Annotated in this window: 18 protein-coding genes and 1 pseudogene; 10 read left to right on the plus strand and 9 right to left on the minus strand. The window is 75.4% G+C overall.

The annotated features are described in order from the left end of the window. Positions 1-219: 219 nt before the first annotated feature. The 4 genes from ACIQUQ_RS15400 to ACIQUQ_RS15415 form a co-directional block, all read right to left on the minus strand. A complete protein-coding gene (locus tag ACIQUQ_RS15400; RefSeq protein WP_403975685.1) occupies positions 220-696 on the minus strand; it encodes an NUDIX hydrolase in 477 nt (158 codons plus the stop codon). Between the two features lie 194 nt (positions 697-890). Then, positions 891-2,471, minus strand: a complete 1,581-nt coding sequence (lnt, locus tag ACIQUQ_RS15405; protein WP_403975687.1) for an apolipoprotein N-acyltransferase — start codon at positions 2,469-2,471, stop codon at positions 891-893. Positions 2,472-2,545: 74 nt separating this feature from the next. Continuing rightward, a complete protein-coding gene (locus ACIQUQ_RS15410) occupies positions 2,546-3,058 on the minus strand; it encodes a hypothetical protein (protein WP_403667140.1) in 513 nt (170 codons plus the stop codon). A gap of 71 nt (positions 3,059-3,129) precedes the next feature. Further along, on the minus strand, positions 3,130-3,507 hold the full coding sequence (locus ACIQUQ_RS15415; protein ID WP_403975690.1) for a VOC family protein: 378 nt from the start codon (positions 3,505-3,507) through the stop codon (positions 3,130-3,132). A gap of 110 nt (positions 3,508-3,617) precedes the next feature. Here ACIQUQ_RS15415 and ACIQUQ_RS15420 point away from each other — a divergent pair. After that, a pseudogene (locus ACIQUQ_RS15420) lies at positions 3,618-4,615 on the plus strand (ADP-ribosylglycohydrolase family protein). A 561-nt stretch (positions 4,616-5,176) separates the two neighbouring features. On the opposite strand, the gene ACIQUQ_RS15425 reads toward ACIQUQ_RS15420, so the two are convergent. Beyond that, on the minus strand, positions 5,177-5,968 hold the full coding sequence (locus tag ACIQUQ_RS15425) for a glutamate racemase (protein WP_403975692.1): 792 nt from the start codon (positions 5,966-5,968) through the stop codon (positions 5,177-5,179). Positions 5,969-6,093: 125 nt separating this feature from the next. On the opposite strand from ACIQUQ_RS15425, the gene ACIQUQ_RS15430 reads away from it, so the two are divergent. The 5 genes from ACIQUQ_RS15430 (at position 6,094) to ACIQUQ_RS15450 (ending at position 12,535) form a co-directional block, all read left to right on the plus strand. Continuing rightward, a complete protein-coding gene (locus ACIQUQ_RS15430; RefSeq protein WP_403975695.1) occupies positions 6,094-7,266 on the plus strand; it encodes a glycosyltransferase in 1,173 nt (390 codons plus the stop codon). A 320-nt stretch (positions 7,267-7,586) separates the two neighbouring features. Continuing rightward, positions 7,587-8,057, plus strand: coding sequence for a DUF6643 family protein (locus tag ACIQUQ_RS15435; RefSeq protein ID WP_399948304.1), 471 nt, complete (start codon positions 7,587-7,589; stop codon positions 8,055-8,057). A gap of 80 nt (positions 8,058-8,137) precedes the next feature. Further along, positions 8,138-8,971: an MOSC domain-containing protein gene (locus ACIQUQ_RS15440; RefSeq protein ID WP_403975699.1), complete on the plus strand. Its 834-nt coding sequence runs from the start codon at positions 8,138-8,140 to the stop codon at positions 8,969-8,971. A 307-nt stretch (positions 8,972-9,278) separates the two neighbouring features. Further along, positions 9,279-9,908 carry a hypothetical protein gene (locus tag ACIQUQ_RS15445; RefSeq protein WP_403975702.1) on the plus strand — a complete coding sequence of 210 codons (630 nt, stop codon included), beginning with the start codon at positions 9,279-9,281 and terminating at the stop codon, positions 9,906-9,908. A gap of 149 nt (positions 9,909-10,057) precedes the next feature. After that, positions 10,058-12,535 (plus strand): right-handed parallel beta-helix repeat-containing protein, encoded by a 2,478-nt coding sequence (locus tag ACIQUQ_RS15450; protein WP_403975704.1) that lies wholly within the window; start codon positions 10,058-10,060, stop codon positions 12,533-12,535. Here the strand turns inward: ACIQUQ_RS15450 and ACIQUQ_RS15455 are convergent. Beyond that, positions 12,495-15,077, minus strand: coding sequence for a hypothetical protein (locus ACIQUQ_RS15455; RefSeq protein ID WP_403975706.1), 2,583 nt, complete (start codon positions 15,075-15,077; stop codon positions 12,495-12,497). The two genes, ACIQUQ_RS15450 and ACIQUQ_RS15455, sit on opposite strands and share 41 nt — an antisense overlap. A gap of 174 nt (positions 15,078-15,251) precedes the next feature. On the opposite strand from ACIQUQ_RS15455, the gene ACIQUQ_RS15460 reads away from it, so the two are divergent. Then, positions 15,252-15,734: an SRPBCC family protein gene (locus tag ACIQUQ_RS15460; protein WP_403975708.1), complete on the plus strand. Its 483-nt coding sequence runs from the start codon at positions 15,252-15,254 to the stop codon at positions 15,732-15,734. A 127-nt stretch (positions 15,735-15,861) separates the two neighbouring features. On the opposite strand, the gene ACIQUQ_RS15465 is transcribed toward ACIQUQ_RS15460, so the two are convergent. Beyond that, complete coding sequence (locus ACIQUQ_RS15465) at positions 15,862-16,554, minus strand: VOC family protein (protein WP_403975711.1); 693 nt, start codon at positions 16,552-16,554, stop codon at positions 15,862-15,864. 357 nt (positions 16,555-16,911) lie between these two features. Between ACIQUQ_RS15465 and ACIQUQ_RS15470 the strand changes: the two genes are divergently transcribed. After that, positions 16,912-20,175 (plus strand): ATP-binding protein, encoded by a 3,264-nt coding sequence (locus ACIQUQ_RS15470; RefSeq protein ID WP_403975713.1) that lies wholly within the window; start codon positions 16,912-16,914, stop codon positions 20,173-20,175. Between the two features lie 15 nt (positions 20,176-20,190). On the opposite strand, the gene ACIQUQ_RS15475 is transcribed toward ACIQUQ_RS15470, so the two are convergent. Continuing rightward, the gene (locus ACIQUQ_RS15475) at positions 20,191-21,333 is read right to left on the minus strand and encodes a PLP-dependent cysteine synthase family protein (RefSeq protein ID WP_403975715.1); all 1,143 of its coding nucleotides are present in this window, start codon (positions 21,331-21,333) and stop codon (positions 20,191-20,193) included. A 193-nt stretch (positions 21,334-21,526) separates the two neighbouring features. On the opposite strand from ACIQUQ_RS15475, the gene ACIQUQ_RS15480 reads away from it, so the two are divergent. Both ACIQUQ_RS15480 and ACIQUQ_RS15485 read left to right on the plus strand, forming a co-directional pair. After that, entirely contained in the window at positions 21,527-21,811 is a 285-nt protein-coding gene (locus tag ACIQUQ_RS15480) for a hypothetical protein (protein ID WP_403975717.1), read from the plus strand. A gap of 217 nt (positions 21,812-22,028) precedes the next feature. After that, positions 22,029-22,580, plus strand: coding sequence for an ATP-binding protein (locus tag ACIQUQ_RS15485; protein WP_403975719.1), 552 nt, complete (start codon positions 22,029-22,031; stop codon positions 22,578-22,580). A gap of 20 nt (positions 22,581-22,600) precedes the next feature. Here ACIQUQ_RS15485 and ACIQUQ_RS15490 read toward each other — a convergent pair whose 3' ends face one another. After that, the gene (locus tag ACIQUQ_RS15490; protein WP_403975722.1) at positions 22,601-23,845 is read right to left on the minus strand and encodes an ROK family protein; all 1,245 of its coding nucleotides are present in this window, start codon (positions 23,843-23,845) and stop codon (positions 22,601-22,603) included. Between the last annotated feature and the right edge of the window lie 43 nt (positions 23,846-23,888).

Raw genomic sequence — 23,888 nt, forward strand, 5'->3', positions numbered from 1 at the left:
GCGAAGCCCCAAAGCCCCAGGGGTGGGCCTGCCGCAGGGCCTGCAGGCCACGACGCGTCAAGCACCGAGGGGACCCACACACCACACGACCCACCCCCGAAGCGGGCCTCGGCGACCAGCAGCACCCCGAAGCTCCGAACGCCGGGAAAGCCGGAAGCCCCCGCCACCCCGCAACCCCCGCAACCCCGCAACCCCGCAGCCCCGCAGCCCCCGCAACCCTCACATCCCGGCGGGCTCGAACCAGGTCGGCTCGTCCTTGACCGCGCGGTGGATGCGGTCCAGCGCGAACTGCTCCAGCGGCGGCAGCCCGTCGACCTCGAACCAGCCCACCTCCAGCGACTCGTCGTCGTTGACCCGTGCCTCGCCGCCGACCGCGCGGCAGCGGAAGGTGATGTCCATGTACTGGCACTCGTCGCCGTTGGCGTACGTCACCGGCTGCAGCCCCTGGACGAGCACCACGCGCTCGGCGACGCAGCGTACGGCCGTCTCCTCGTACACCTCGCGCACCGCGGTCTCGGCGGGCTGCTCGCCCGGCTCCGCGATGCCGCCGATCACCGACCATCCCCCGGTGTCCGCGCGGCGCCCGAGCAGCACGCGGCCCGCGTCGTCGAAGACGACCGCCGTGACGCCCGGCAGGAACAGCAGCTGGTGGCCCGCGGAGGCCCGGATCCGGCGGATGAACTCAGGGATGCTCATCCCCCGACCCTAACGGGGCCCGCGGCCGGTCAGGCGGTACGGCACTCACCAGGCGGCGGGCCCCCGGTCCGGTACACCGTCGGTCCGGTAAGCCTCCGACCCGGTAAGCCCCGGTCCGGTAAGCCCCCGACCCGGCAAGCCCCCAACCCGGTAAACCCCCGGTCCGGCAAGCCCCCAACCCGGTAAGCCCCCGCTCAGACGGTACGCCGCCGGCGCGCCCGTACCGCGAGGGTGAGCGCGCCGCCCAGGCCGCCGGCCGCCAAGGCGAGCAGCGCGTACTCCGGCCAGGCGCCGAGCCGGGTGGCCGGCGTCTGCGTGGAGCGCAGCGGCACCTCCGCGACGAGCGCGGCCGGCGTGAACATCCGGGTCCGCTCGGCCACCGTGCCGTCCGGGCGGATCACGGCGCTGACCCCGCTCGTGACGGGCACCAGCACGGACCGGCCGTGCTCCACCGCGCGCACGCGGGACATGGCCAGCTGCTGGTAGGTCATCTCGGTGCGGCCGAAGGTCGCGTTGTTGCTGGGCACCGAGATCAGCTGGGCGCCGGCCCGCACGGTGTCGCGGACCGCGTCGTCGAAGGCGGCCTCGTAGCAGGTCACCAGGCCCACCCGGGAGCCCGACATGGTGAACACGCCGGGCACCTTGCCGGGGCCGAAGTCGCGGCGCACCCGGTCCACGTCGGAGCTGAAGATGCGGGCGACGCCGCGCATCGGGATGTACTCGCCGAACGGCTGGATGTGCCGCTTGTCGTACGTGGCCGTTGGGCCGTGCACCGGGTCCCAGAGGATCTGGGTGTTGCGCAGCGGGCCGGTGGCCGGGGCCAGCACCGAGCCGATGGAGACGGGCACGCCGACGGCCTTCACCGCGTCGTCGATGACGGCGTAGGCATCGGCCTCGGCGTAGGGGTCGAGGTCGGAGGAGTTCTCCGGCCAGAGCACGAAGTCGGGGCGCGGCTCCCGGCCCGCCTTGACGTCCTCGGCGAGCTGCACGGTGCGGCGGGCGTGGTTGTCGAGCACGGCCCGGCGCTGGGAGTTGAAGTCCAGGCCGGCGCGGGGCACGTTGCCCTGGATGACGGCGGCGGTGGCCGTGCCGTCCTCGGGGGCGTCGTCGACGAGCGGGCGGGCGGCCAGGGCGCCGGTCACCGGGAGCAGCACGGTGAGGGCCGCGACCAGCGGCCTGCGCCGGCCGTCGCGCAGCTGGCGCAGGACGGCGTACAGCCCGAATCCGCACAGGGCGACGGCGAAGCCGAGCAGCGGGGTGCCGCCGACGGCGGCCAGCGGGAGGAAGATGCCGTCCGCCTGGCCGAAGGCGATCTTGCCCCAGGGGAAGCCTCCGAAGGGCGCCCTGGCGCGTACGGCTTCGGCCGCGACCCACACCGCGGCGGCCCAGACGGGCCAGAGCGGGAGGCGGGTGACGACGGCGATGCCGAGGCAGCCGAGGGCCAGGATCAGGGCCTCCGCCAGGGCCAGGGCCAGCCACGGGACCGGGCCGACCTCCTCGCCGGTCCACACCAGCAGCGGCAGCATGAAGCCGAGCCCGGCGGCCAGGCCCAGGCCGAAGCCGGCCCGGGGGCGGCGCCGGTACAGGCAGTGGCCGAGGAGGGCGAAGGCGGGCAGCGCCAGCCACCAGAGGGGCCGGGGCGGGAAGCTCAGGTAGAGCAGCGCTCCGGACGCGGCGGCCAGCCCCGTGTCGATCAGCCAGGCGCCGCGGCGGCGGGCGCCGGAGGGCGCGGCGGGGGCCGGCGCGGTGTCGGTGGTGCGGATGGCGCTGCTCATTGCCGGAGTGTACGACGCCTGCCTGAGGGAGGGGGCCGGGCCCCCGGCGCGGGCGGAGGCGACGCGTCCGCGGGTCAGCCGGGGGTGTGGAGGCGGGAGCGGATGATCCGTACCGCCGTTTCCGCGTCGTCCACGGTGACGGTGAAGAGCCGGCCGTCGCCCAGTCTCAGGACGACGCCCTCACCGCGGCGGACCACGACGGCGGTGCCCTTCTCGGGGCGCCAGCGGTAGCCCCAGCCGCCCCACTGGCGCGGGGTGACGCGGGGCGCGAACTCCGCGGACGTGATCTCGGCGAGGCGGATGCGGCGGCGCGGTACGCCGATGTGGCCGCAGCGCACCTCCAGGCCCTCGTCGTCGACGGTGACGGCGACGTGGACGAAGGCCAGGGTGCCGCCGAGGATGAGCAGTCCGGCGGCCACACAGCCGACGACGGACATCACGAGCGGGGCGAGGCCGCTGGTCCAGGCCGATTCGACGGCAAGCTCGATGCCGAGGGCCAGGAAGGCGGCCCCGGCGGCGGCGAGCAGCCACTGCACGCGGTTGGTCGCGCGGCCGGTCCACAGCGGTCCGGTGGGGTGGTCCCTCATGGTGGCAGCGTACTCACGTTCCGCACACCCGGCAGTGGCCGCGCGGCCGTCCGTGGCCCCGCCCCGGCCGCTCAGCCCGCCGGCGTGCGGGGCGTGGTCTGCTGTACGGCCCAGCGGTTGCCGTCGGGGTCGGCGAAGTAGACGAAGGAGCCCCAGGGCTGGTCGTCGATCGGGGTGACGTCGATGCCGCGGGCGGTGAGGTCGGCGTGTGCGGCCTCGATGTCCGCGACGACCACCTGCATGTTGTCGAGCGAGCCGGGGGCCATCCCCGTCAGCCCCTTGCCGACCGCGATGGAACACGCCGACCCGGGCGGGGTGAGCTGCACGAAGCGGACGTCGTCGCTCACGGTGTGGTCGTGGTCGGTCCGGAACCCGACCTGTTCGTAGAAGGCCTTGGCCCGGTCCACATCGCTGACGGGCACGGCCACGAGCTCCAGCTTGATGTCCATGGGGGCCATCATGCGCCGTCCGCCCCCACTCGGCCCCCCGTACCCCGATTCCGGCCACCGCCGGAGGTACGGTGCGACGGACCCCGCACGGGGTCGGGGGGAGGAACACGATGACGGTGCCGGAATGGTCGGACCGGGCCGCGGGAGCGGTACTGGGCTCAGCGGTGGGCGACGCACTGGGCGCACCCTTCGAGTTCGGGCCGCCGGGAGTGCTGGCGGCGGGCGCGGCCGAGATGGCCGCGGGCGGCGGCTGGGACCCCGGCGAGGCGACGGACGACACGCAGATGGCCGTACTGGTCGGCGAATCGCTGCTGGAGCGGGGCGGGCTCGACCTGCCCGACGTCTTCGCCCGGTTCCAGCGCTGGGCGGCCGGCGAGCCCAAGGACATCGGCCTCCAGACGGAGGACGTACTGACGAACGGCGCGCCCTGGGACCTGGCCGCGGCCCTGCACTTCCAGGTGAACCTGCGCGCGGCGGGCAACGGCTCGCTGATGCGCGCCGCGACCCCGGCCGTGTACTTCGCCGCGGTCGGCCGCGAGGCCACGATGGACGCGGGCCGGCGGATCGCGGCCCTCACGCACGGGGACCGGGCCGCCTGGGAAGGCACGGCGGTCCTGCACGAGTTGGTGCGGCTCGCGCTCGGAGAGCGGACCCGCTGGCCGCCCTGCCGGAGGTGCTGGCCCTCGTACACCCGGCCCACCGTGAGCGGTACGCCGTGGTGCTGGCCCCGGACTGGCACCCGGAGCGGGCCACGGAGTTCAACGGGGCGGTCTGGCCGTGCCTGGGTTCGGCGGTGTGGGCGCTGCGGACCACCGGGGACTTCGCCCAGGCCGTCCGCGCGGCGGTGGACGTGGGCGGGGACACGGACACGGTCGCCGCGGTCACCGGGACGCTGGCCGGAGCGGTGTACGGCCTCGGGGCCGTGCCGGAGGAATGGAGCCGGGCCCTGCACGTCCCGCTGCCCGGCTGGCCGGGGCGGGTGCTGCGGGCTGCGGATGTGGTGGGGCTCGGGCGGCGGCTGGCCGAGGTGGGGGTGGGCGGGGGCCCGAGTGCGGGCCTGAGGGTGGGTCCAGGTGCGGGTTCGGGTGCGGGTCCGGGGGTGGATTAGCCGCAGCAACTGTGGGCCCGTGGACATGTCTTCTGGATTGCGCCTCCCGGTATGCCCACTGCTTTAACCGGAACGGCGTCTACAGGCCTTCATGCGCCTGCCCGCATTCCGCCTCGTAGCCGGCCCAGGCGGTCAGAGAAGCGTGGCTGAGCTGGCTGGTGGGCTGATGGAGGCTCCCGTGCACCGGAGACCGCGTCACGGTTTCGCGTGGGCGCACCTTCTGTGGCTGGTGTTCACGACTACCGGTTTTCGATGGTTGCTGCCGTCTCGGACCTCAGCCACAGAAGGTGCGCCCCACTCATAGCCGCGCGCGGTATCCGGCGCACGGGAGCCTCCATCAGCCACCCACGAACAGCAACCACGCTTCTCTGAACGCATGAGCCGGCTACAGAGGGATGGTGCCGGGAGGCGCATGAAGGCCTGTAGGCGCACTGCCGGGCAGGCTTGGCTCGCTTCGGGGAGGCGCACCCCAGAAGACATGTCCACGGGCCCACCGTTGACCACGGCCCCTGGCCGCCAGGCCAGGAACGGCCCGCACCCATCCGCCAGCCGCAAAAACGCTCAGGCCGTACGGGCCGGCTGAGGTGTCAGGAAGCGGCCTTCCGTGTACGTGAGGGCCTCCGACGGGAGGGCCGACGGGCGTGAGCTGAGCAGGACCGTCAGGCTGCCGGTCGCCGGCGCCTCCGGGTCGGCCTCGATGCCGAGGCGGCGCAGGGCCTGGGTGGCCACCGCGTCGGCGGAGCCGTGGAAGGTGAGCGGCGCGCCGCCGGTGCGGAGGCGGAGGGCGTCCCGTACGGCGTCCTCGACCAGCTCGTAGTGCGTGCAGCCGAGGACCACGTCCGTGACGTCGTCCGGGGTCAGCGCTGCCGCCGCGGCCACGGTGCGGGCGATGGCCTCCTCGTCGGCCCACTGGACCGCGTCGGCCAGGCCCGGGCAGGGCACCTCGGTCACGTCGACGCCCTCGGCGAAGTCGCGGATCAGGGCGCGCTGGTAGGGGCTGCCGGTGGTGGCGGGGGTGGCCCAGATGGCGACCTTGCCACCGCGGGCGGCGGCCGGCTTGATCGCCGGTACGGTGCCGATGACCGGGATGCCGGGCTCCAGCGCCGCGCGGAGGGCCGGCAGCGCGTGGACCGTGGCCGTGTTGCAGCCCACGATCAGCGCCTCCGGCGCGTGGGCGGCGGCGGCCCGGGCCACCTGGAGGGCGCGCTCCGTGAGGTCCTCGGGGGTGCGCGGCCCCCAGGGCATGCCGTCCGGGTCGGACGAGAGGACCAGATCCGCGTCGGGCCGCAGCCGGCGTACGGCGGCGGCGGCCGGCAGCAGGCCGATTCCGGAGTCCATGAGCGCGATCTTCACCCGGTCACTTTAATCGACGGCCTCCTCCGGCCCGTGCCGACGGCCCGGTCCCGCCGGGGAGGCGGCAGCCGCGGGACGGCCTGTCCTGCCGTGCGGCCGGGGCGCGGTGCGGCAGACTGCGGCGGATGAGCGTCCTCACCGTGACCGCGCTGCTCTCACTGGCCGCCTGGGTGTGGCTGCTGCTGTGCCAGGGGATGTTCTGGCGCACGGACGTCCGGCTGCCGCCGCGCCGCGATCCCGCGCGCTGGCCCTCCGTCGCGGTGGTCGTGCCGGCCCGCGACGAGGCCGCCGTACTGCCCGACAGCCTGCCGTCGCTCCTCTCCCAGTGCTATCCGGGCGAGGCCGAGGTGGTGCTGGTGGACGACGGGAGCACGGACGGTACGGGGTCCCTCGCCCGGCAGCTCGCGGAGCGCGTCCCCGGGCTGCCGCTGACCGTGACCTCTCCCGGCGAGCCCGAGCCGGGCTGGACCGGCAAGCTGTGGGCCCTGCGCCACGGCATCGCGCTGGCCGGGAGCCGTCCGGCGGGTGCGCCCGAGTACCTGCTGCTCACCGATGCCGACATCGCGCACGAACCGGACAGTCTGCGCGAGCTGGTGGCCGCCGCCGTCTCCGCGGACCTCGACCTGGTCTCCCAGATGGCCCGGCTCCGCGTGGCCACCGCCTGGGAGCGCCTGGTCGTGCCGGCGTTCGTCTACTTCTTCGCCCAGCTCTACCCGTTCCGCCGGATCAACCGCCCGGGCGCCCGGACCGCGGCGGCCGCCGGCGGCTGTGTGCTGCTGCGGACGGAGGCGGCCGTGCGCGCCGGGGTGCCGGACTCGATCCGGCAGGCCGTCATCGACGACGTGTCCCTCGCCCGCGCGGTGAAGCGCGGCGGCGGCCGGATCTGGCTGGGCCTCGCGGAGCGGGTGGACAGCGTGCGCCCGTACCCGGCCCTCGGCGACCTGTGGAAGATGGTCTCGCGCAGCGCGTACGCGCAGCTGCGCCACAGCCCGCTGCTGCTGGCCGGTACGGTCGCCGGCCTCGCGGTGGTCTACCTGGTGCCGCCCGTCGCGCTGGCCGCCGGGCTGCTCGCCGGGGACGCCACGGCCGCGTACGCCGGCGGGCTGGCCTGGCTGCTGATGGCCGGCACCTATCTGCCGATGCTCCGCTACTACCGCCGGTCCGCCGCGCTCGCCCCGCTGCTGCCCTTCACGGCCCTGCTGTACCTGGGGATGACGGTCGACTCGGCGGTGCAGCACTACCGGGGGCGGGGCGCCGCGTGGAAGGGCCGCACCTACCCCCGGCCGAGCGACGCCTGACCCGGCCGGCGGGCGGACCGGCGCCCGCCGAGGAGCCTCGCGCCCCCTCGCCCGCCCCTGCGCGATGACGGGTCGGTGAAGAACCGGTGACGCGTGGCCTGGCCACGGACATCACCGACGGCGACCCCGATTTGACAATCTGTCAAAATCATGTCCCGAACGGGGGGTACGAGATCGGACAGAAGGGTCCTCAGGTGACGAATCGAGCACGCGTGCAGGGCGTGAACGGTGTGGTGGTTACCTGCGGATATGCAGGTCAGAGCGGTGTTCCCGGCGTCAGCCTATGGACCGGGTGAACCAGTGGGCTTAACTTATGTCCCATGACCTCCCCCCGCGCCTCTTACGGCGGCGGTTACTACTCCGCGCCGTCCTTCCCGGACACCCCCATCTACGACTCCCTGGTCGCAGAGCGGGGCACTCCCCAGATCGCTCCGATCCGGGTCCCCGCCGCCTACGACCAGCCGAGCAGCAGCAGTTACCTGCCCGCGCTGCCCTCGGCCCTGCCGGCGCTCCCGGCCGCCCCGTCCCACCAGGGCACCGGCGGGTACGGCTACCCCTACCAGCAGCAGGCCCCGCAGCCGGTGCCGCTCCAGCACGCCCCGGCCCCCTACATCCCGCAGCAGGCGCCGGCCCCGCGCGCCTACGCCCCGCAGCAGCCGCCCCGCCCGGTGGCCACCACGGGGTACGAGGCGATGCGCCCGGCGGCGCCCCGCCCGATGCAGGCCCCGGTGCCCGCGCAGGGTGCGTACGAGGACCCGTACGGGCGCCCGTACCAGTCGCGCGGCTACTAGACCGTCCCGCGCGGAACGACGGTCAACGGTCATACGCAGGGTGCATCCTGCCGGGCACGACCACCTGGCAGGATGCACCCATGCCCAACGATTCGGTCATGAAGGTCCAGGCGCTGCACGTCCATCCCGTCAAATCGGTTGCGGGGACTGCCCCCGACGAGGTGGCCGTGGAGCCCTGGGGCCTGTCCGGGGACCGACGGTGGGCCCTGATCGACGATGACGACAAGGTCATCACCCAACGCGAGCAGCCGCGGCTGGCGTTGGCGCACGCGACGCCGCTGGGGGGCGGCGGATTCAGCGTGTCGGCACCCGGCCGCGTGACGCTCGCGGTCGAGGTGCCGGAAGCGGACGGCCTGACGCCCTTCACGCTCTTCGGCAAGAAGGTCGAGGGCGTGCTCGGCCCCGCCGCGGCCCACGCGTGGTTCAGCGACTACCTCGGCACGCCCGCCCGGCTGGTGCACCTCGACGAGCCGTCCCACCGGCGGCCGGTGGACCCCGAGTTCGCCCTGCCCGGGGAGACGGTCAGCCTCGCCGACGGCTACCCGCTGCTGATCGCGACCCTCGCCTCCCTGGAAGCGCTGAACGCGCTGATAGCCGCGGGCGACCGGCCCGAGGAGGGCCCGCTGCCGATGGACCGCTTCCGCCCCAACGTGGTGGTCTCCGGTGCCGAGCCCTGGGCCGAGGACGCCTGGGGCCGCCTCACGATCGGCGACGTCGAGTTCCGGGTGGCCAGGAACTGCGGACGGTGCGTGGTCACCACCACCGACCAGCGGACGGCCGAGCGCGGCAAGGAGCCGCTGCGCACCCTGGCCCGGCACCGCCGCGACGGCAAGCGGCTGATCTTCGGCCAGCTGCTGGTCCCGGTCACGCTGGGCACGCTCCGCGTGGGCGACGAGGTACGGGTGACGGGCTAGCGGCCCCCGGGCCCCACACGCCCCGCCTGCCGCCTGCCGCCTGCCGCCTGCCGCCTGCCGCCTGCCGCCTGCCGCCTGCCGCCCAGCCTCGCCGCCCGCAGGTCCCCCGAACCGCCCTCTGGCCCGCGCCACCCACGGGCCCGCGCCACCCCCCGTCCCACTCTTCCGGGTTTCCGGCGGCCCGGGCGGGAACCCCGTGGCTCGCGGGGACGTTGGGACCCGTGACGTGCGGCCCGCCCGCCCCGGATGCGCGAGTGCCCGGGGTGGGGGAGGCTGGGACGACGGAGGGCGAAGGGGGTGCTGGACCGTGCGGACCGCAATGGGCGTCTGGCGCTGGCGGCACAATCCGCTGCGCAGGACGACCGACCTGATCGAGGCCTGGGTCGCGCTCGCCGCCCTCGCCTGCTTCTTCCTTCTCGTGCCCGCCGTGGGCACCCTCGCCGGCACCCGCGTGGACGACGTGCTCCAGCAGGCCGTCCGCAGTCAGCACGCGGAACGCACGCTGATCAACGCGGTGGTGACCGCCGGCAGCTCCGCCGCGGGGGCCGCCGCCTCCGGCCGCGCGGCGGACTCCGCCGACCCGGGCGCCCGGCGCCACGCCCCCGCCGACCCGCACGTGGTCGCCTCCTGGACCGCCCCCGACGGCAGCCACCACACCGGCACGGTCGCGACCGGCACGAACGTACCCGGACCCGGCCAGGCGGTCCCCGTGTGGACCGACGACCGGGGCCGGCTCGTCGGCCGCCCGCTCGACACCACGACCGCCGCGACCCACTCCGCGCTGGCCGGCCTCGCGGCGGCGGCGACGGCGGCCGCGCTGGTGGCCACCGTACGGCGGCTGATCGTACGCAGGCTCACGCACCGACGGTACGCGCGCCTGGACCGTGCGTGGGCCGCCGCCGGACCCGACTGGGGCCGGACGGACGCGGGCGGCTGACCTGTCAACTCCCCGGCCCCGCGCGCGCTACCGTGGACCGGCCGGCGTGTTCGCGCGGGTGAGCGGGGCGCGGGTGAACACCGCGGCGGTCCCGCAGCCCGGAACGCGCACGGCATCGAACGACAAACAGGTGGGGGCACAGCATCGCCATGGCACAGGGCACGGTCCAGGTCACGCACGGCGGTACCTCTCGGTGGCGGCGCCGCACCGGTGAGTACCCGACTCTGGCCGCGGCCCTCGACGCCGCGGGCGACGGCGACGTCCTGACCGTCGCACCCGGCACGTACCGCGAGAACCTGGTGCTGCGCCACGCCGTCACGCTGCGCGGGCCCGAGGGGGCGGTCGGCTCGGTGCGGATCGCGCCCGTGGACGGGGTCGCGCTCACGATCCGGGCCTCCGCGGTCGTCCAGGACCTGCGCCTTGAGGGCCAGGACGCGGCCGCGCCCGCCCTGCTGGTCGAGGACGGCGCGCCGGAGCTGACGGACCTGCGGGTGACCACCAGGTCGGCGGCCGGCATCGAGGTGCGGGGCGGCGCCCGCCCGGTGGCCCGTCGCTGCACCGTCGACAATCCGGCCGGGGTGGGGATCGCCGTACTCGACGGCGGGGGCGGGGTGTTCGAGGACTGCGAGGTGGTCTCCGCCGGCCAGGCCGGGGTCTCGGTACGCGGCGGCCACCCGCGCCTGGAGCGCGTCCGGGTGCACCACGCCGCCGGCGCGGGCCTGAGCGTGACCGGCGAGGGCTCGGCGCTGGAGGCGCTGGGCTGCGAGGTGTACGAGATCAAGGGCACCGGTGTGCAGGTCGCCGCCCGCGCGACGGCCCGGCTCACCGACTGCTCGGTCCACCGGACCACCGGGGACGGGGTCACCCTGGACACGGACGCGGTGCTGGCGCTGGCCGGGTGCGACATCCACGACGTGCCCGAGAACGCCGTGGACCTGCGCTCGCGCTCGGTCCTCACCCTCAGCCGCACGACCGTGCGCCGCTTCGGCCGCAACGGCCTGTCGGTGTGGGACCCGGGCACGCGGGCCGACGCCGAGCAGTGCGAGATCCACGACAGCACGGGCGACTACCCCGCGGTGTGGATCAGCGACGGCGCCACCGCCTCGCTCACCTCGTGCCGGGTGCACGACGTGCCGGACGCCGTGTTCGTCCTGGACCGGGGCTCGCGCGCGGACGTGGTGGACAGCGACCTGTGGCAGGTGCGCAACACCGCGGTCTCGGTCAGCGACGGCGCCACCGCACAGCTCGACGACTGCCGGATCCGGGAGGCCACCACCGGCGCCTGGTTCCGCGACCACGGCAGCGGCGGCACCCTCGCCGGCTGCACCGTCGACACGGTCCAGACCGGCGTCATCGTCACCAAGGGCGCCGACCCGGCCGTCGAGCGGTGCACCGTCACCTCCCCCGCCGAGGCCGGCTTCTACGTGTCCGCCGGGGGCCGGGGCACCTTCCACGCCTGCAAGGTCACGGACAGCGGCGGCTTCGGCTTCCACGTGCTCGACGGCTGCCGCACCCTGCTGACCCGGTGCCGTACGGAGCGCTGCGGACGCGGCGGCTACGAGTTCGCCGAGGAGGGGCCCCGGGCAGAGGAGTGCACCAGCGACGAGAGCGGGCTGCGGACGGGCGGCGCGGCCGGAGTGGCCGGGGTCGCCGGTCCGGCCGGGGTGACGGGGGTGGTCGGTGCGGTCGGACCGGCCGGGACGGAGCGCACCCCGGCGCCGGGCGGAGCCGTGCGGGCGCCGGCCGCGCGGGCCTTCGTACCGGAGGCCGTGGCCGTCGTACCCGCACCGCGGGACGAGCCCGCCGGGGCCGCGGGCCGCGGCTCCGGCGAGGTGCTGGGCGCGCTGGACGCCCTGGTGGGGCTGGACAGCGTCAAGAAGGAGGTGCGGGCCCTCACCGACATGATCGAGGTGGGCCGGCGCCGGCAGCAGGCCGGGCTGAAGGCCGCCTCGGTCCGCCGCCACCTCGTCTTCACCGGCTCCCCGGGCACGGGCAAGACCACCGTGGCCCGTCTGTACGGGGAGATCCTGGCCTCGCTCGGGGTGCTGGAGCGCGGCCACCTGGTGGAGGTGTCCCGGGTGGACCTGGTCGGCGAGCACATCGGCTCGACGGCCATCCGCACCCAGGAGGCCTTCGACCGGGCGCGGGGCGGGGTGCTCTTCATCGACGAGGCGTACGCGCTGGCGCCGGAGGACTCCGGGCGGGACTTCGGCCGCGAGGCCATCGACACGCTGGTGAAGCTGATGGAGGACCACCGCGACGAGGTGGTGGTGATCGTCGCCGGGTACACGGCCGAGATGGAGCGGTTCCTGACGGTCAACCCCGGTGTGGCGTCGCGTTTCTCGCGGACCATCACCTTCGGGGACTACGAGCCGGCGGAGCTGCTGCGGATCGTGGAGCAGCAGGCCGACGAGCACGAGTACCGGCTCGGCGGGGGCACGCCGGAGGCGCTGCTCGGCTACTTCACCCGGCTGCCCAAGGGACCGGCCTTCGGCAACGGCCGCACCGCCCGGCAGACCTTCGAGGCGATGGTGGAGCGGCACGCGGGGCGGGTGGCGCAGCTGGCCGAGCCGAGCACCGACGAACTCACCCTGCTCTTCCCGGAGGACCTGCCGGGGGCTCCGTGACGGGGTTCGCCGCGGCCGGGCCGTGCGTGGCCGGGCCCGGCGTGGCCGGACCGTGCAAGGCCGGGCCGTGCAAGGCCGGGGGCTCCCTGCCCGGGTTCTGAGCGAGCGGTTCCCTGGCCGCGGGCAGGGTTCCGGGCGCGGTGGTGGACACGGTGACGACCAAGGCGGCCGGCCCGCCCACGGCCACGGTGGCGGTGCCGTCGGCCGGCGCGGGCGGGACCGGGCCGATCCGGGTGAGCAGCGCGTCGCGTTCGGCGGCGAAGGCGGGGTCGGCCTGGTAGTCGGAGTGGCCCAGGAGCGGTGCGGGGAGCGGGTGTTCCGGCGTACGCCCGTACGCCAGCGGGTCCTTGAGCGGCCCCCGGTCCACGCCCTCCGGCCCCGAGCCGTCGTGCCGGACCGGCCCGCCGATGGGGTCGGTGGCCCGCCACAGGTTGCGCCAGCGGCCGGTCGCGCCGTGCAGGTCGGTGAGGGGACCGGGGCCGAAGTGGGCGGGGAACCAGCGCCCGTACAGCCTGCGCAGCGGTGACCCGTACGTGAGGAGGGCGACCCGGTCGCGCACCGCGGGCGGGAGCTGCCAGACGGCGGCGGCCGCGAGGACGCTGCCCTGCGAGTGCCCGGAGACGACCAGGCGGCCCCCGGCCTGCCGGGTGCGGTCGGTCCACGCGGTCATCCGCCAGACCAGGTCGGGGACGGCGCGCTCGGCGTAGCAGGGCGGGGCGAAGGGGTGCGCGGCGCGCGGCCAGAACGTCCCGACGTCCCACAGGATGCCGATGGTGCGGCGGGCGGAGGCGTCGCGGTACGCGCGGCGGCCCCAGGTGACGAAGAGCAGGAAGCCGAAGCCGATCAGCCAGGAGCCGAGTGCCTGCGCCCCCTCGACGGCGGCCGCGAGCGGCGGGTACGCGCCCTTGGCGGCCTCCCCCGGCACGGCGCGGCTGAGCCAGGCCCCGGCGAGGGCGGCGGCGCCCAGCACGAGGGTGACGCCGGAGACGGCGGCGATGAACCAGGGCGTCGTGTCGGTGAGGGAGGCGGCGGCGCGGGCTCCGGCGATGGCCCTGCTGCGGGCGGTGTCGGGGCGCTCGCCGGGGTATTCGGCGGCGACGGTGGCGGCCAGCCTGCGGCGCAGGAGCGCGCCGCGGGCGCCGAACCAGCCGGCGAGGAGGAGCAGGACGAGGAGGAGCGGCGGCAGCACCGCGGCCTGCCAGGAGAGCAGGACGGGCGGTCCGGCGAGCGGGGTGCCGGGTGCGCCCGGGGTGGCGCCGCCGTCGAGCCAGTCGGCGACGCGCTGGGCGACGCCGCCGGACATCACGCCGCCGAGCGCGCAGGCGAGCATCGCCACGGCGGGTCCGCCTTGGCCCCGCAGGGCGGACCCGGGGACGGGGTGGCGGCGGTGCAGCCGGTGGGCGACGCAGGCGAGGGCGAGCACGAGCAGCCCCTGCGCGAGCATCAGCAGGCCGAAGGTGAGGTCGCCGGGCAGCCGGCCGTGCGACCGCCAGCCGGGCCGGGACCAGGCCGCGTAGCCGAGGCCCAGGACCAGCAGGGCGAGTGCGCAGCCGGGCAGCAGGGAGATCACGGCCCGGTCGAGGCGCTCGTCGGCGTGGCCCTCGGCTCGGCCCCTGCGGCAGACCACTCCGACCACGACCAGGGCGCCGAGCGCGATCAACGCCTCCAGGACGGTGCCGGCCACGGCGGGCGGCAGGTCCCCGCGGGCGCGGTCGTGGCGGGCGGCGGCGCCGGTGACGGCCGCGGCGACGGTGAGGAGGCCGGCGGCGGTGTGCGCGGCGCGCAGCCGGGCGACGAGCCGGCGGCCGAACCAGAAGCCGGGGCGGCCGAGTGCGGGACCGTCGGCCGTGACCGGGGCGTTCCTTCCGGTGGACGGCTCGTGGCCGGACCCCCGGCCGGGCTGCCGGCCGGGCTCGTGGTCCGGCGGGCGCTGGGACTCGTACGCGCTCCAGGTCCGGTTGGACAGGTACCAGAGCAGGCCGGTCAGGGCGGCGGGCACGAGGGCGCCGAGGGCCACCCGGCGGCCGGGCTGGGACCACCAGCCGTGCCGTTCGGGAGCGAGGGGGCCGAGCCAGGAGCGTTCCGACGCGCAGGCGGCGGTGCCGGCGCACTGCCAGGCGAGCAGGTCGAGGGCCACTTCGCAGGCGGCCGCGACGAGCAGCACGGTGAGGGTGAGGGCGACCAGGCGGACCAGGACGCCGTACGTCCGGACCGCGCGGCCGCCGCCGGGCGCCCCGGGGCGGGCCCAGTGGGCCAGGTTGACCACCATGAACGGCACGAGGAGCAGCCAGAGGGCGCGGGCGCCGTTGCCGGAGGTGAGGCGGGACCAGACGTACGCCTCGGTCACCGGGCGGCCGGCGTGCCGCTCGGGGTGGTCCTCGGCGTCGGCGTCCTCGGTACGGCGGAACACGGCGGCGGTGGCGTCGCCGGTGACCCGTACCGTGCGCGGGTCGGCGAGCAGCCCTTCGGGGTCGGCGCCGCCGACGCCGTGGACGAGGAGTTCGAGTGAGGGGCCGACGGGGTGGGCGGGTTCCTGGGGCACGGCGGCGCCTCCTGTTCCGGCGCGTTCCGGGGCGTTCCGGGGGCGGTCCCGGGGTGGGGGACCAGGATCCCGGTCCGGTCCGGTGATGCCCGGTTCAGGGGGCGCGCAGACATCTGACGCTCCGACAGCTAGGGTGCGGGCGAACCGTTTCTCTATCCCGGGGGTGTAGGACTCATGGCACGCCGACTGCGGCCCGTCGGGGTCGACTTCATCGAGACAGCGCCGGTGCGGCTGGTCTTCTCCGCCGGTACGGCCGCACCGCCCGAGGCGGTGTACCGCGCACTGGCCGAGGACGTGACGGGCTGGCCCCGCTGGTTCCGGGCGGTGACGCTGGCCCGGCCGACGCACGGCGGCGCGGGCCGGGAGGTCCGTCTGATGGGCGGCGTCCGCTTCCAGGAGACGATCATGGCCGCCGACCCCGAACTCCGGTACGCCTACCGGGTGGACGAGACGAACGTCCCCGGTGTGCACGCGCTGCTGGAGGAATGGCGGCTGGCTCCGGAGGGCGCGGGCACCCGGGTCCGGTGGACCTTCGCCGCGGCCGGCCCGTCCCCGTTCCGCCTCGCCCTCACCGCCGCCCGGCCGGGCCTCGGCCGCAGCTTCCGCGACGCCGTCCGCACCCTTGACCGCCACCTCACGACGACCCCGACGCCGTAACCGCCCCCGCTCCGGGCCGCCTGCCCTCGCCCCCGGCCCGGCCGCGGCGCCGCCGAAGACCGGCCCGGACGCGCCCCGGCCGGCGCGGTGCCGGGGCACGGTTCAGGGGCGGCGTCCGGAGCGCACCTCAGCCGTCCCGGCCCTGCCACGTGGTCACGCAGGCCTCGTTCCCCTCCGCGTCGGCGAGCACCCAGAACGCGGGGGCACGGGCCGCGGACACCAGTCGGCCCCCTGCCGCCAGCCCGGCCTCGATCCGCAGGGGGGCCTCGTCATGCGGTACGCAGACGTCGAAGTGGATGCGGTTGCGCTGTGGACGCGCCCGGTCCATCTGCTGGAACCAGACCGCCGGGCCCTGCCCGACGGGGTCGACGAGCGGGTCCTCCGGTCCCTCGGCGCCCGCCTCGTCGGCGTAACCCAGCACCGCCTTCCAGAACGGCCGGATCCCGGCGATGTCGAGCGCGTCGATCGCGATCTCCAGGAGTTGGACGGACCGCGGAGCCCCCGTTCCCGTCTCGGGCTCCGTCACCAGCCCACCCTCGTTGACGGCGGCGGTGATCCGGCGCGCGAGTTCGACGTCCCGGGTGGTGACCGCCGCACGGTCGGACGACTGCAGCGTCAGCACCACCCGAGCGGGGCGGGCATCGACCCGGAGGTGCCGGTCGGCGTCGCCGCCGCACACCGCGACGGCCTGCGCCGCCACGCCGACGGCCCGGGCCAGCGAGCCGACCGGGACCGACGTCCGCAAGGCACCCAACAGGAAACGCCAGCCCTGGTCGTGCACCGCCTCGGATGCTTCCCGTCGGCTCAGTACCTGCTCCATTCCTGCATCCTCGCAGCCCACCGGGGGTCCCGTCCTGCGAACATCCGGAACGCCCCCGGGCGTGGGGCCGGGCGGCGCGCGGACGACCGCGAGCGGGCCCGGCCCCTCCCCCGTCGTGCGGCAACTCGGCTCATATGCCTGCGCGTCGGGCCTCGGCTGCCGCAGGATGTCCGGTGTCAGGTGCGAGGGGGGCCGTACGCGGTCCCGGGGGCGTGGGGGCGTGTTGGTGGGACAGCTCGCAACGATGACCCGTGGCGGAACGGGAGCCGTGGGCCGGCCGGGCCGGGGCAGCGCGGCGGACCGGTGTCCGGGCGGGGGTTCCCCCGTCCGGTGCGGCGGGAAGTGCGTCTGAGCGGCGTGGCCGCCCGTCGCGAGGGCTTCATCGTCAAGGTGCGCCACGGCGCCACCGGCGCCGCCGTCGGCGTCGGCTTCGTCGTGGGCGAGAAGCACATCGTCACCTGCGCCCACGTCGTCAACGTGGCGCTGGACCGTGCCGGGGCGCACCCGGCCCGTCCCGCCGAAGAGGCCCGGGTGCAGGTCGAGTTCGTACTGCTCGGCGACGCCGAGGGCGCGCCGCTGCGCAACTGCCGGATCGCCGCCTGGGACCCGCCGCCCGGCGAGCACGGGCCCGGCCGCGACGTGGCCGGGCTGGTGCTGGTCGGCGGGGACACGCTGCCCGTCGGCGCGGGCCCGGCCCGGCTGGTCGACGCCCGCGGCGGCCTGGACGGCGCGCCGGTCGCCGTCTTCGGCTACCCCGGCAACCCGCCCCGCACGGTCAACGGCGCGTGGAGCCGGCACGTGCTCCGCGGTGCCGTCGGCGGGGGCCTCGTACAGCTCGACACCTCCGGCGAGTCGGCGCTGCGCGCCCAGCCCGGCTACAGCGGCTCCCCCGCGATCACCGCGGACCGGTGGGGCGACGCGGTCATCGGGATGCTGGCCGTCGCCGGCCGCGGCGGCGAGTTCGAGGACGCGTACGCCGTGCCGGTGTCCGAGGTCGCCGCGGTCTGGCCCGAGGTGCTGGAACGCAGCGTGCTGCCGCCCTGCCCGTACCGCGGGCTCCAGGCCTTCACCGCGGCCGACGCCCGCGACGGGGTGTTCGTCGGCCGCGAGCGGGAGGTCGAGCGGCTGCGCGAGATGGTCAAGAGCCAGCCGTTCATCCTGGTCACCGGCCCTTCCGGGGTCGGCAAGTCATCGCTGGTCGCGGCCGGCCTACAGCCCGCCCTGGCCGCCGACGGCTGGACCGTGGCGGCCTTCCGGCCGGGCCCGGCGCCGTACGAGGCCGTCGCCCGCGCCCTCCTCGAACTCGAGGACCCCGGCGGCGACCACTCGCTGGAGCGGCTCGACCGCCGCACCCGCACCCTCAAGGAAGAGGGCTTCTGGCCGGTCGCCACCCGCATCGCCGTGCTGACGGGCCGTCGGCTGGCCCTGATCGGCGACCAGTTCGAGGAGGTGCTCAGCGGCAGCGGACCCGAGCGCCGCGCCGCCTTCCTGGAACGCATGCTCCCCCACCCGGAAGCGCTGGAGGACTCCCCCGTACGGCTGGTGTGCACCCTGCGCGCCGACTTCCTGCCCGACCTGCTGGAGCTGCCCGCCGTGGGACCTCGCCTCCAGGACCGGCAGCTGAACGTCTCGCCGCTCGACGGCAGCGCACTCACCCGGGTCGTCGTGGAACCGGCCGAGCTGGCGGGCGTCACCTACAGCCCCGGCGTCGCCGAGGCCATCGCGGCCGAGGCCACCAAGTCCCCGGGCAGCCTGCCGCTGCTGGAGTTCGCGCTGACCGAGCTGTGGCCGATGCAGCAGGACCGGCGGATCACCTTCGACGGCTACCACGCCCTCGGCGGTGTCTCCGGCGCCCTCAACCGGCATGCGGAGAAGGCCTTCCGGTTCCTCGCCGGACGCGTCGAGGAGGCCCGGATCCGCCGGGTGCTGCTCGCGATGGTCCGGGCCCGCGGCGGGGCCAGCAGCGCGGTGCGGGTGACGGCCCTGCGTGAACAGCTCGACCGCGACTGGCACATCGCCCAGCTGCTCGCCGAGCCCGACCGCCGGCTCGTGGTCCTCGGCACCACCGGCCCCGACACCGCCGAGATCGCCCACGAGGCCCTGATCCGCGAGTGGGGCAGGCTGGCCGAATGGGTCGACGAGGACGCCGACTTCCAGCAGTGGCTCGCCGTGATGGAGGAGCGCGCCGCCGACGGCGACCTGCTCTCCGCCACCCGCGTCCAGGAGGCCATGCGCTGGCTGGGCGAGCGGGGACCGGACGTCCCGGCCGCCGTGACCGAGTTCGTCGACCGCAGCGCCACCGCCATCCTCATGCAGCAGCGCACCGAGGTCGAGCTGACCAAGTCCCAGGAGATGACCGAGCAGTTGCGGGAGCGGTCCGCGATGCTGGAGGAGCACCTGGAGCTGCTGGCCGTCTCGATCCGCGACAAGAGCGAGTTCCTGACCACGATGTCGCACGAGTTGCGCAGCCCCCTGTCGTCCCTCCTCATGTACGCGCGGCTGTTGGAGGACAACCCGGAGGAGACCCTCACCGACCGCCAGGTCGGCTACGCGCGCGAGATCCACACCGCCGGCACCGGGCTGCTGAACCTGCTCAACGACATCCTCGACTTCTCCCACGCCGAAACCGGCCAGCTGGAGATCGTCCCCGGTCCGGTGCCGCTGGTCCAGGTCGCCGACCACCTCGAAGCGCTCTACCTGCCGGCCGCCCGGGCCGCCGGGCTGGAGTTCGCCGTCCGGATCGCCCCCGGCCTGCCGGACACCCTGCGGGCCGACGAGCGGCGGCTGCTGCAGATCCTGCGCAGCCTGCTGACCAACGCCATACGGTTCACGGAGCAGGGATCGGTGCGGCTGGACGTGACGGCGGCCGGGACCGGGGTGCCGCGTCCGGTGCGGGAGCGGCTGCTGGAGGAGGGCTGGGACGGGCGCGCGGAGCTGATCGCCTTCACGGTCACCGACACCGGGGTGGGCATCCCGGACGGCCGGCTCCAGCTGGTGTTCGAGGCCTTCCAGCACGGGTCGCCCGGCCCGGCCCACGCGCCGTCCGGTTCCGGGCTCGGGCTGACGGTCAGCCGGGAGATCGCCCGGCTGATGGGCGGCGAGATCCACGCGGCCAGCGAGAAGGGCCGGGGCTCGGTGTTCACCCTCTACCTGCCGCTGGTCGCGGGCGGGCCGGTGGCCGTGCCGGGGGCCGAGACCCGTACCGGCGGGCCGGCGCATTCCGCGGGGGCCGACCGGCCGGCCAGGGAGACGGTGCTGTTCATCAGCCCCGGGATCAGCCTGGGGGTCAGGCTGATCCAAGCCCTCACGCCGCTCGGCCTGGGCATCCTGTGGGCGGTCCACGAGGCGGAGGCACTCGAGACCCTCGGCCGGCCCGAGGACATCGCGCTGGTGGTGTGGGTTCCCTCCGACGAGGACCCCGAGGACTGGTCCGGGGTCGCGGCCGTCCGCTCGGCCCGGTCCGCCCCGCCGCCGGTACTGGTGATCACCCCGCGGCCCGGCACCCGCGGCCGGCGGCTGGCCCTGGAGGCCGGTGCCGCCGCGTACCTGTCACACCCCTGCGAACCGGACGTCCTGCTCCCCGAGGTGCGCCGCCTCCTGGGGCGGCCGGAGCCGGCCTGAGGGGTGGGCCGCCCCTCAGGCGGTCGGTTCGCGCCAGACGCCCGTCGTCAGCAGCGTGTCGATGGTCTTCGCGTACGGCGCGAGGTCCAGGCCCTGACCGGCCACCCAGGCGTCCGAGTAGTACTTGTCCAGATAGCGGTCGCCCGGGTCGCACAGCAGCGTCACCACGCTGCCCCGGCGCCCCTCCGCCACCATCTCCGAGACGATCCGCAGCGCGCTCCACAGGCCGGTGCCCGTGGAGCCGCCGGCCTTGCGGCCGATGGCCTGCTCCAGGGCGCGGCAGGCGGCCACGCTCGCGGCGTCCGGCACCTTCATCATCCGGTCGATCGCGCCCGGCACGAAGCTCGGCTCCATGCGCGGCCGGCCGATGCCCTCGATCCGGGAGCCGCAGTCGCTGTGCGCGAGGGGGTCGTTGCTGGTCCAGCCGTCGAAGAAACAGGAGTTCTCCGGGTCCGGCACGCAGATGCGGGTGTCGTACTGCATGTAGTGCACGTACCGGGCGATGGTCGCCGAGGTGCCGCCGGTGCCCGCGGTCGCGACGATCCAGGCCGGCTCCGGGAAGCGCTCCAGGCGGAGTTGCTGGAACATCGACTCGGCGATGTTGTTGTTGCCGCGCCAGTCGGTGGCCCGCTCGGCGTACGTGAACTGGTCCATGTAGTGGCCGCCGGTCTCCGCGGCCAGCGAGGCGGACTCGTCGTACATCTTCATCGGGTCGTCGACGAAGTGGCACCGGCCGCCGTGGAACTCGATCAGCCGGCACTTCTCCGGGCTGGTCGTGCGGGGCATCACCGCGATGAACGGCACCCCGATCAGCTTGGCGAAGTACGCCTCGGAGACGGCGGTCGAGCCGCTGGAGGCCTCGATGACCGGACGGCCCGGCCGGATCCAGCCGTTGCACAGGGCGTACAGGAAGAGGGATCGGGCCAGCCGGTGCTTGAGCGAGCCGGTCGGGTGGGTCGACTCGTCCTTCAGGTACAGGTCGATCCCCCACTCCTCGGGCAGCGGGAAGCGCAGCAGGTGGGTGTCGGCGGAGCGGTTCGCGTCGGCCTGGACCTTGCGGACGGCCTCCTTCAGCCACGCCCGGTAGTCGGCGTCGCTCCGGTCCACGTCCACGGTCGCGAGCGGGGTGCTGACCCCGGACTGTCCGGTCGTACTCATGTGCCCTGCTCCTCCGTTTGTTCGGTCCCCCTGCTTCGCAATGTACCTCTCCCACCTGCGCAAACGCTTACTTTGGGGATCCATCGGGATCGCTTTGAGTACGGCCGGACGGGCTTCGGAAGAGGACTGCCCGCCCCCTGGTGCCGGAGCCCGGACGGGGGCAGACTGCCTGTGTCGAAGGGGGAGACCGACCATGGGAGAACCCGAGTTCACCGCGACCGGCGTGCGGATCGAGCGGTGGCCGCGCGCCCTGACGCGGGCCGGCAAGGTGCTCATCCGCGACGGCAGGCTGCACCTGCTGACCAGCCGGGACCGCGAGATCGACAGCGCGCCGCTCGGCGCCGTGAGCGCCGCGCGCTCGTGGCTGCCGGGGCGGGGCGACGCGGTGGCGCGCGTCAACGGCAGGCGGTACCGGCTGCGGATGCCCGCGGGCCGGTTCGTCGAGGCCGTGCGCCGGGCCAGGGCCACCCGCGGCTGACCGTACCGCCGGTGGGCCGGCGTCGCACCGCGGCCGCCGCGAGTTGCGGGGACGGCGGGGGTGGGTGACGCTGGACGGGTGTCACTCAGGGTGCACTCTCGGTGACAACGCGGTACGGGCGTACTGCCCGCGCCGCGCGCCGGACCCACTGGGCCGTCAGCACGTGCTGGATCGCATCGCCGTCTTCTTCCGGACCTCATTTCGGGGAGTCGCAGCCGTGATCAGTCATCGAAGCAGGCACTGCACGGTGGAGCTACAGGCTCTGCCGGCACGCATCGGCCAGGTGCGCAGAATCGTTTCTGCGCAACTGCGCTACTGGCAGCTGGACCCGTTGATAGACCGTGCCGCGCTCGGCGTCACGGAACTGCTGAGCAACGTCCACCGGCACGCCGAGCCGGACAAGACGTGCACCGTCGAGATCGAGCTCCGCTTCGAGCGGCTGACCGTCTCCGTGCACGACGGCGACCCCCGCCTCCCGGTGGTGCGCGCCGCCGACCCGCTGGAGACCTGCGGACGCGGGCTGGCGCTGGTGGAGGCGGTCAGCGAGAGCTGGGGCGCCCGGCCGCTGGACGAGGCGGCCGACGGCCGCTCCGGCAAGGTGGTCTGGTTCATCCTCCCCGCCGCCGAGCAGGCCCCCGTACCGCTGCGGCCGGTCCGCATCCTGCGCCCGGTGCCCCTGGGCGTCCCGCTGGTGGTGGACCCGCCGGTGCGGACCACCGCGCCCGCGGCGCTGCCGGTGCCGGCCGAGCCGGTGACCGTGGGCGGGTAGGGGACGCCGGGGGCGTTCGTCTAGACGGGCGCGCCCAGGGTGCCCAGCGGGTCGTCGAGGACCGGCTGCCAGGCCAGTTCGGCGGCGCCGACCAGGCTGTTGTGGTCCAGGGTGCACGGCAGGATCGGCACGCCGCCGCTGCGGCCCCACAGGCTGCGGTCGGCGACCACCGCGCGCAGCCGTTCCGGGTCCGCGTTCAGCAGCTCCCGGTGCAGTCCGCCCAGGATGATGCGGTCCGGGTTGAGGATGTTGACCAGCCCGGCGAGGCCCAGGCCCAGGCGGTCGATCAGCTCTTCGGTGGCGTTCCGCACGGCCGGGTCGGCGTACTCGTCCCGGAGCAGCTCCCTGGCCTGCTGGAGCAGCGAGACCTCCGGGCCGGGGGTCCGGCCGGCCGCCGTGAGGAAGGCCAGCGGATCGGCCTCCACGTCCAGGCAGCCGCGCCCTCCGCAGTGGCAGGCCCGGCCCTCGGGGTTCACGGTCAGGTGGCCGACCTCCAGCGCCAGGCCGGAACTGCCCGAGTGCAGGCGGCCGTCGAGGACCAGGGCACCGCCGACGCCGCGGTGTCCGGTGGCCACGCACAGCAGGTGCTGGGCGCTGCGCCCGGCGCCGTGCCGGTGCTCGGCGAGGGCGGCGAGGTTGACGTCGTTGCCGGTGAGGACCGGGCCCTCGATGCCGGCGGCCCGGACGCACCGGGTGAAGATCTCCCGCACCGGGGCGCCGGCCTGCCAGGCCAGGTGCAGCGGGTTGAGGGCCGTGCCTTCGGGCTCGGCGACGGCGGAGGGTACGGCCAGGCCCGCGCCGACGCAGCGGCGGCCGCTCTTGGCCAGCAGCGCGGCGCCCGCGTCCACGACCGCGCCCAGCACCTGGGCCGGGTCCTCGGAGACCGTGATGCAGCCGGGCGCGGTGTCGACGATGCGGCCGCCGAGCCCGACCAGGGCGGCGCGGAAGCCGTCGGGGTGGACCTGGGCGGCGAGGGCCACGGGGCCGTGCTCGTCCACGGACAGCCGGTGCGAGGGGCGGCCCTGGGAGCCGCCGGCGACGCCGGGCCGGGAGTCGACGCGGATCAGGCCGAGGGCCTCCAGCTCGGCGGCGACGGCGCCCGCGGTGGCCCGGGTGACCCCCAGCTCCGCGGTGAGCACGGCCCGCGTGGGGGCGCGCCCGGTGTGGACGAGCTCCAGGGCGGGCCCCAGGGCGCCGCGTCCCCTCTCCAGCTTGGTACGCGTGGACACGTCTCCCGCTCGCCGCCCGTCCGCTTCGCCGTTCATGACGCCGATCCTCGCATGATCCACGGACCGGGTCCGCACCCGC

The organism is Streptomyces sp. NPDC101118 (assembly GCF_044759445.1).
In the GTDB taxonomy this organism is placed as follows: domain Bacteria; phylum Actinomycetota; class Actinomycetes; order Streptomycetales; family Streptomycetaceae; genus Streptomyces.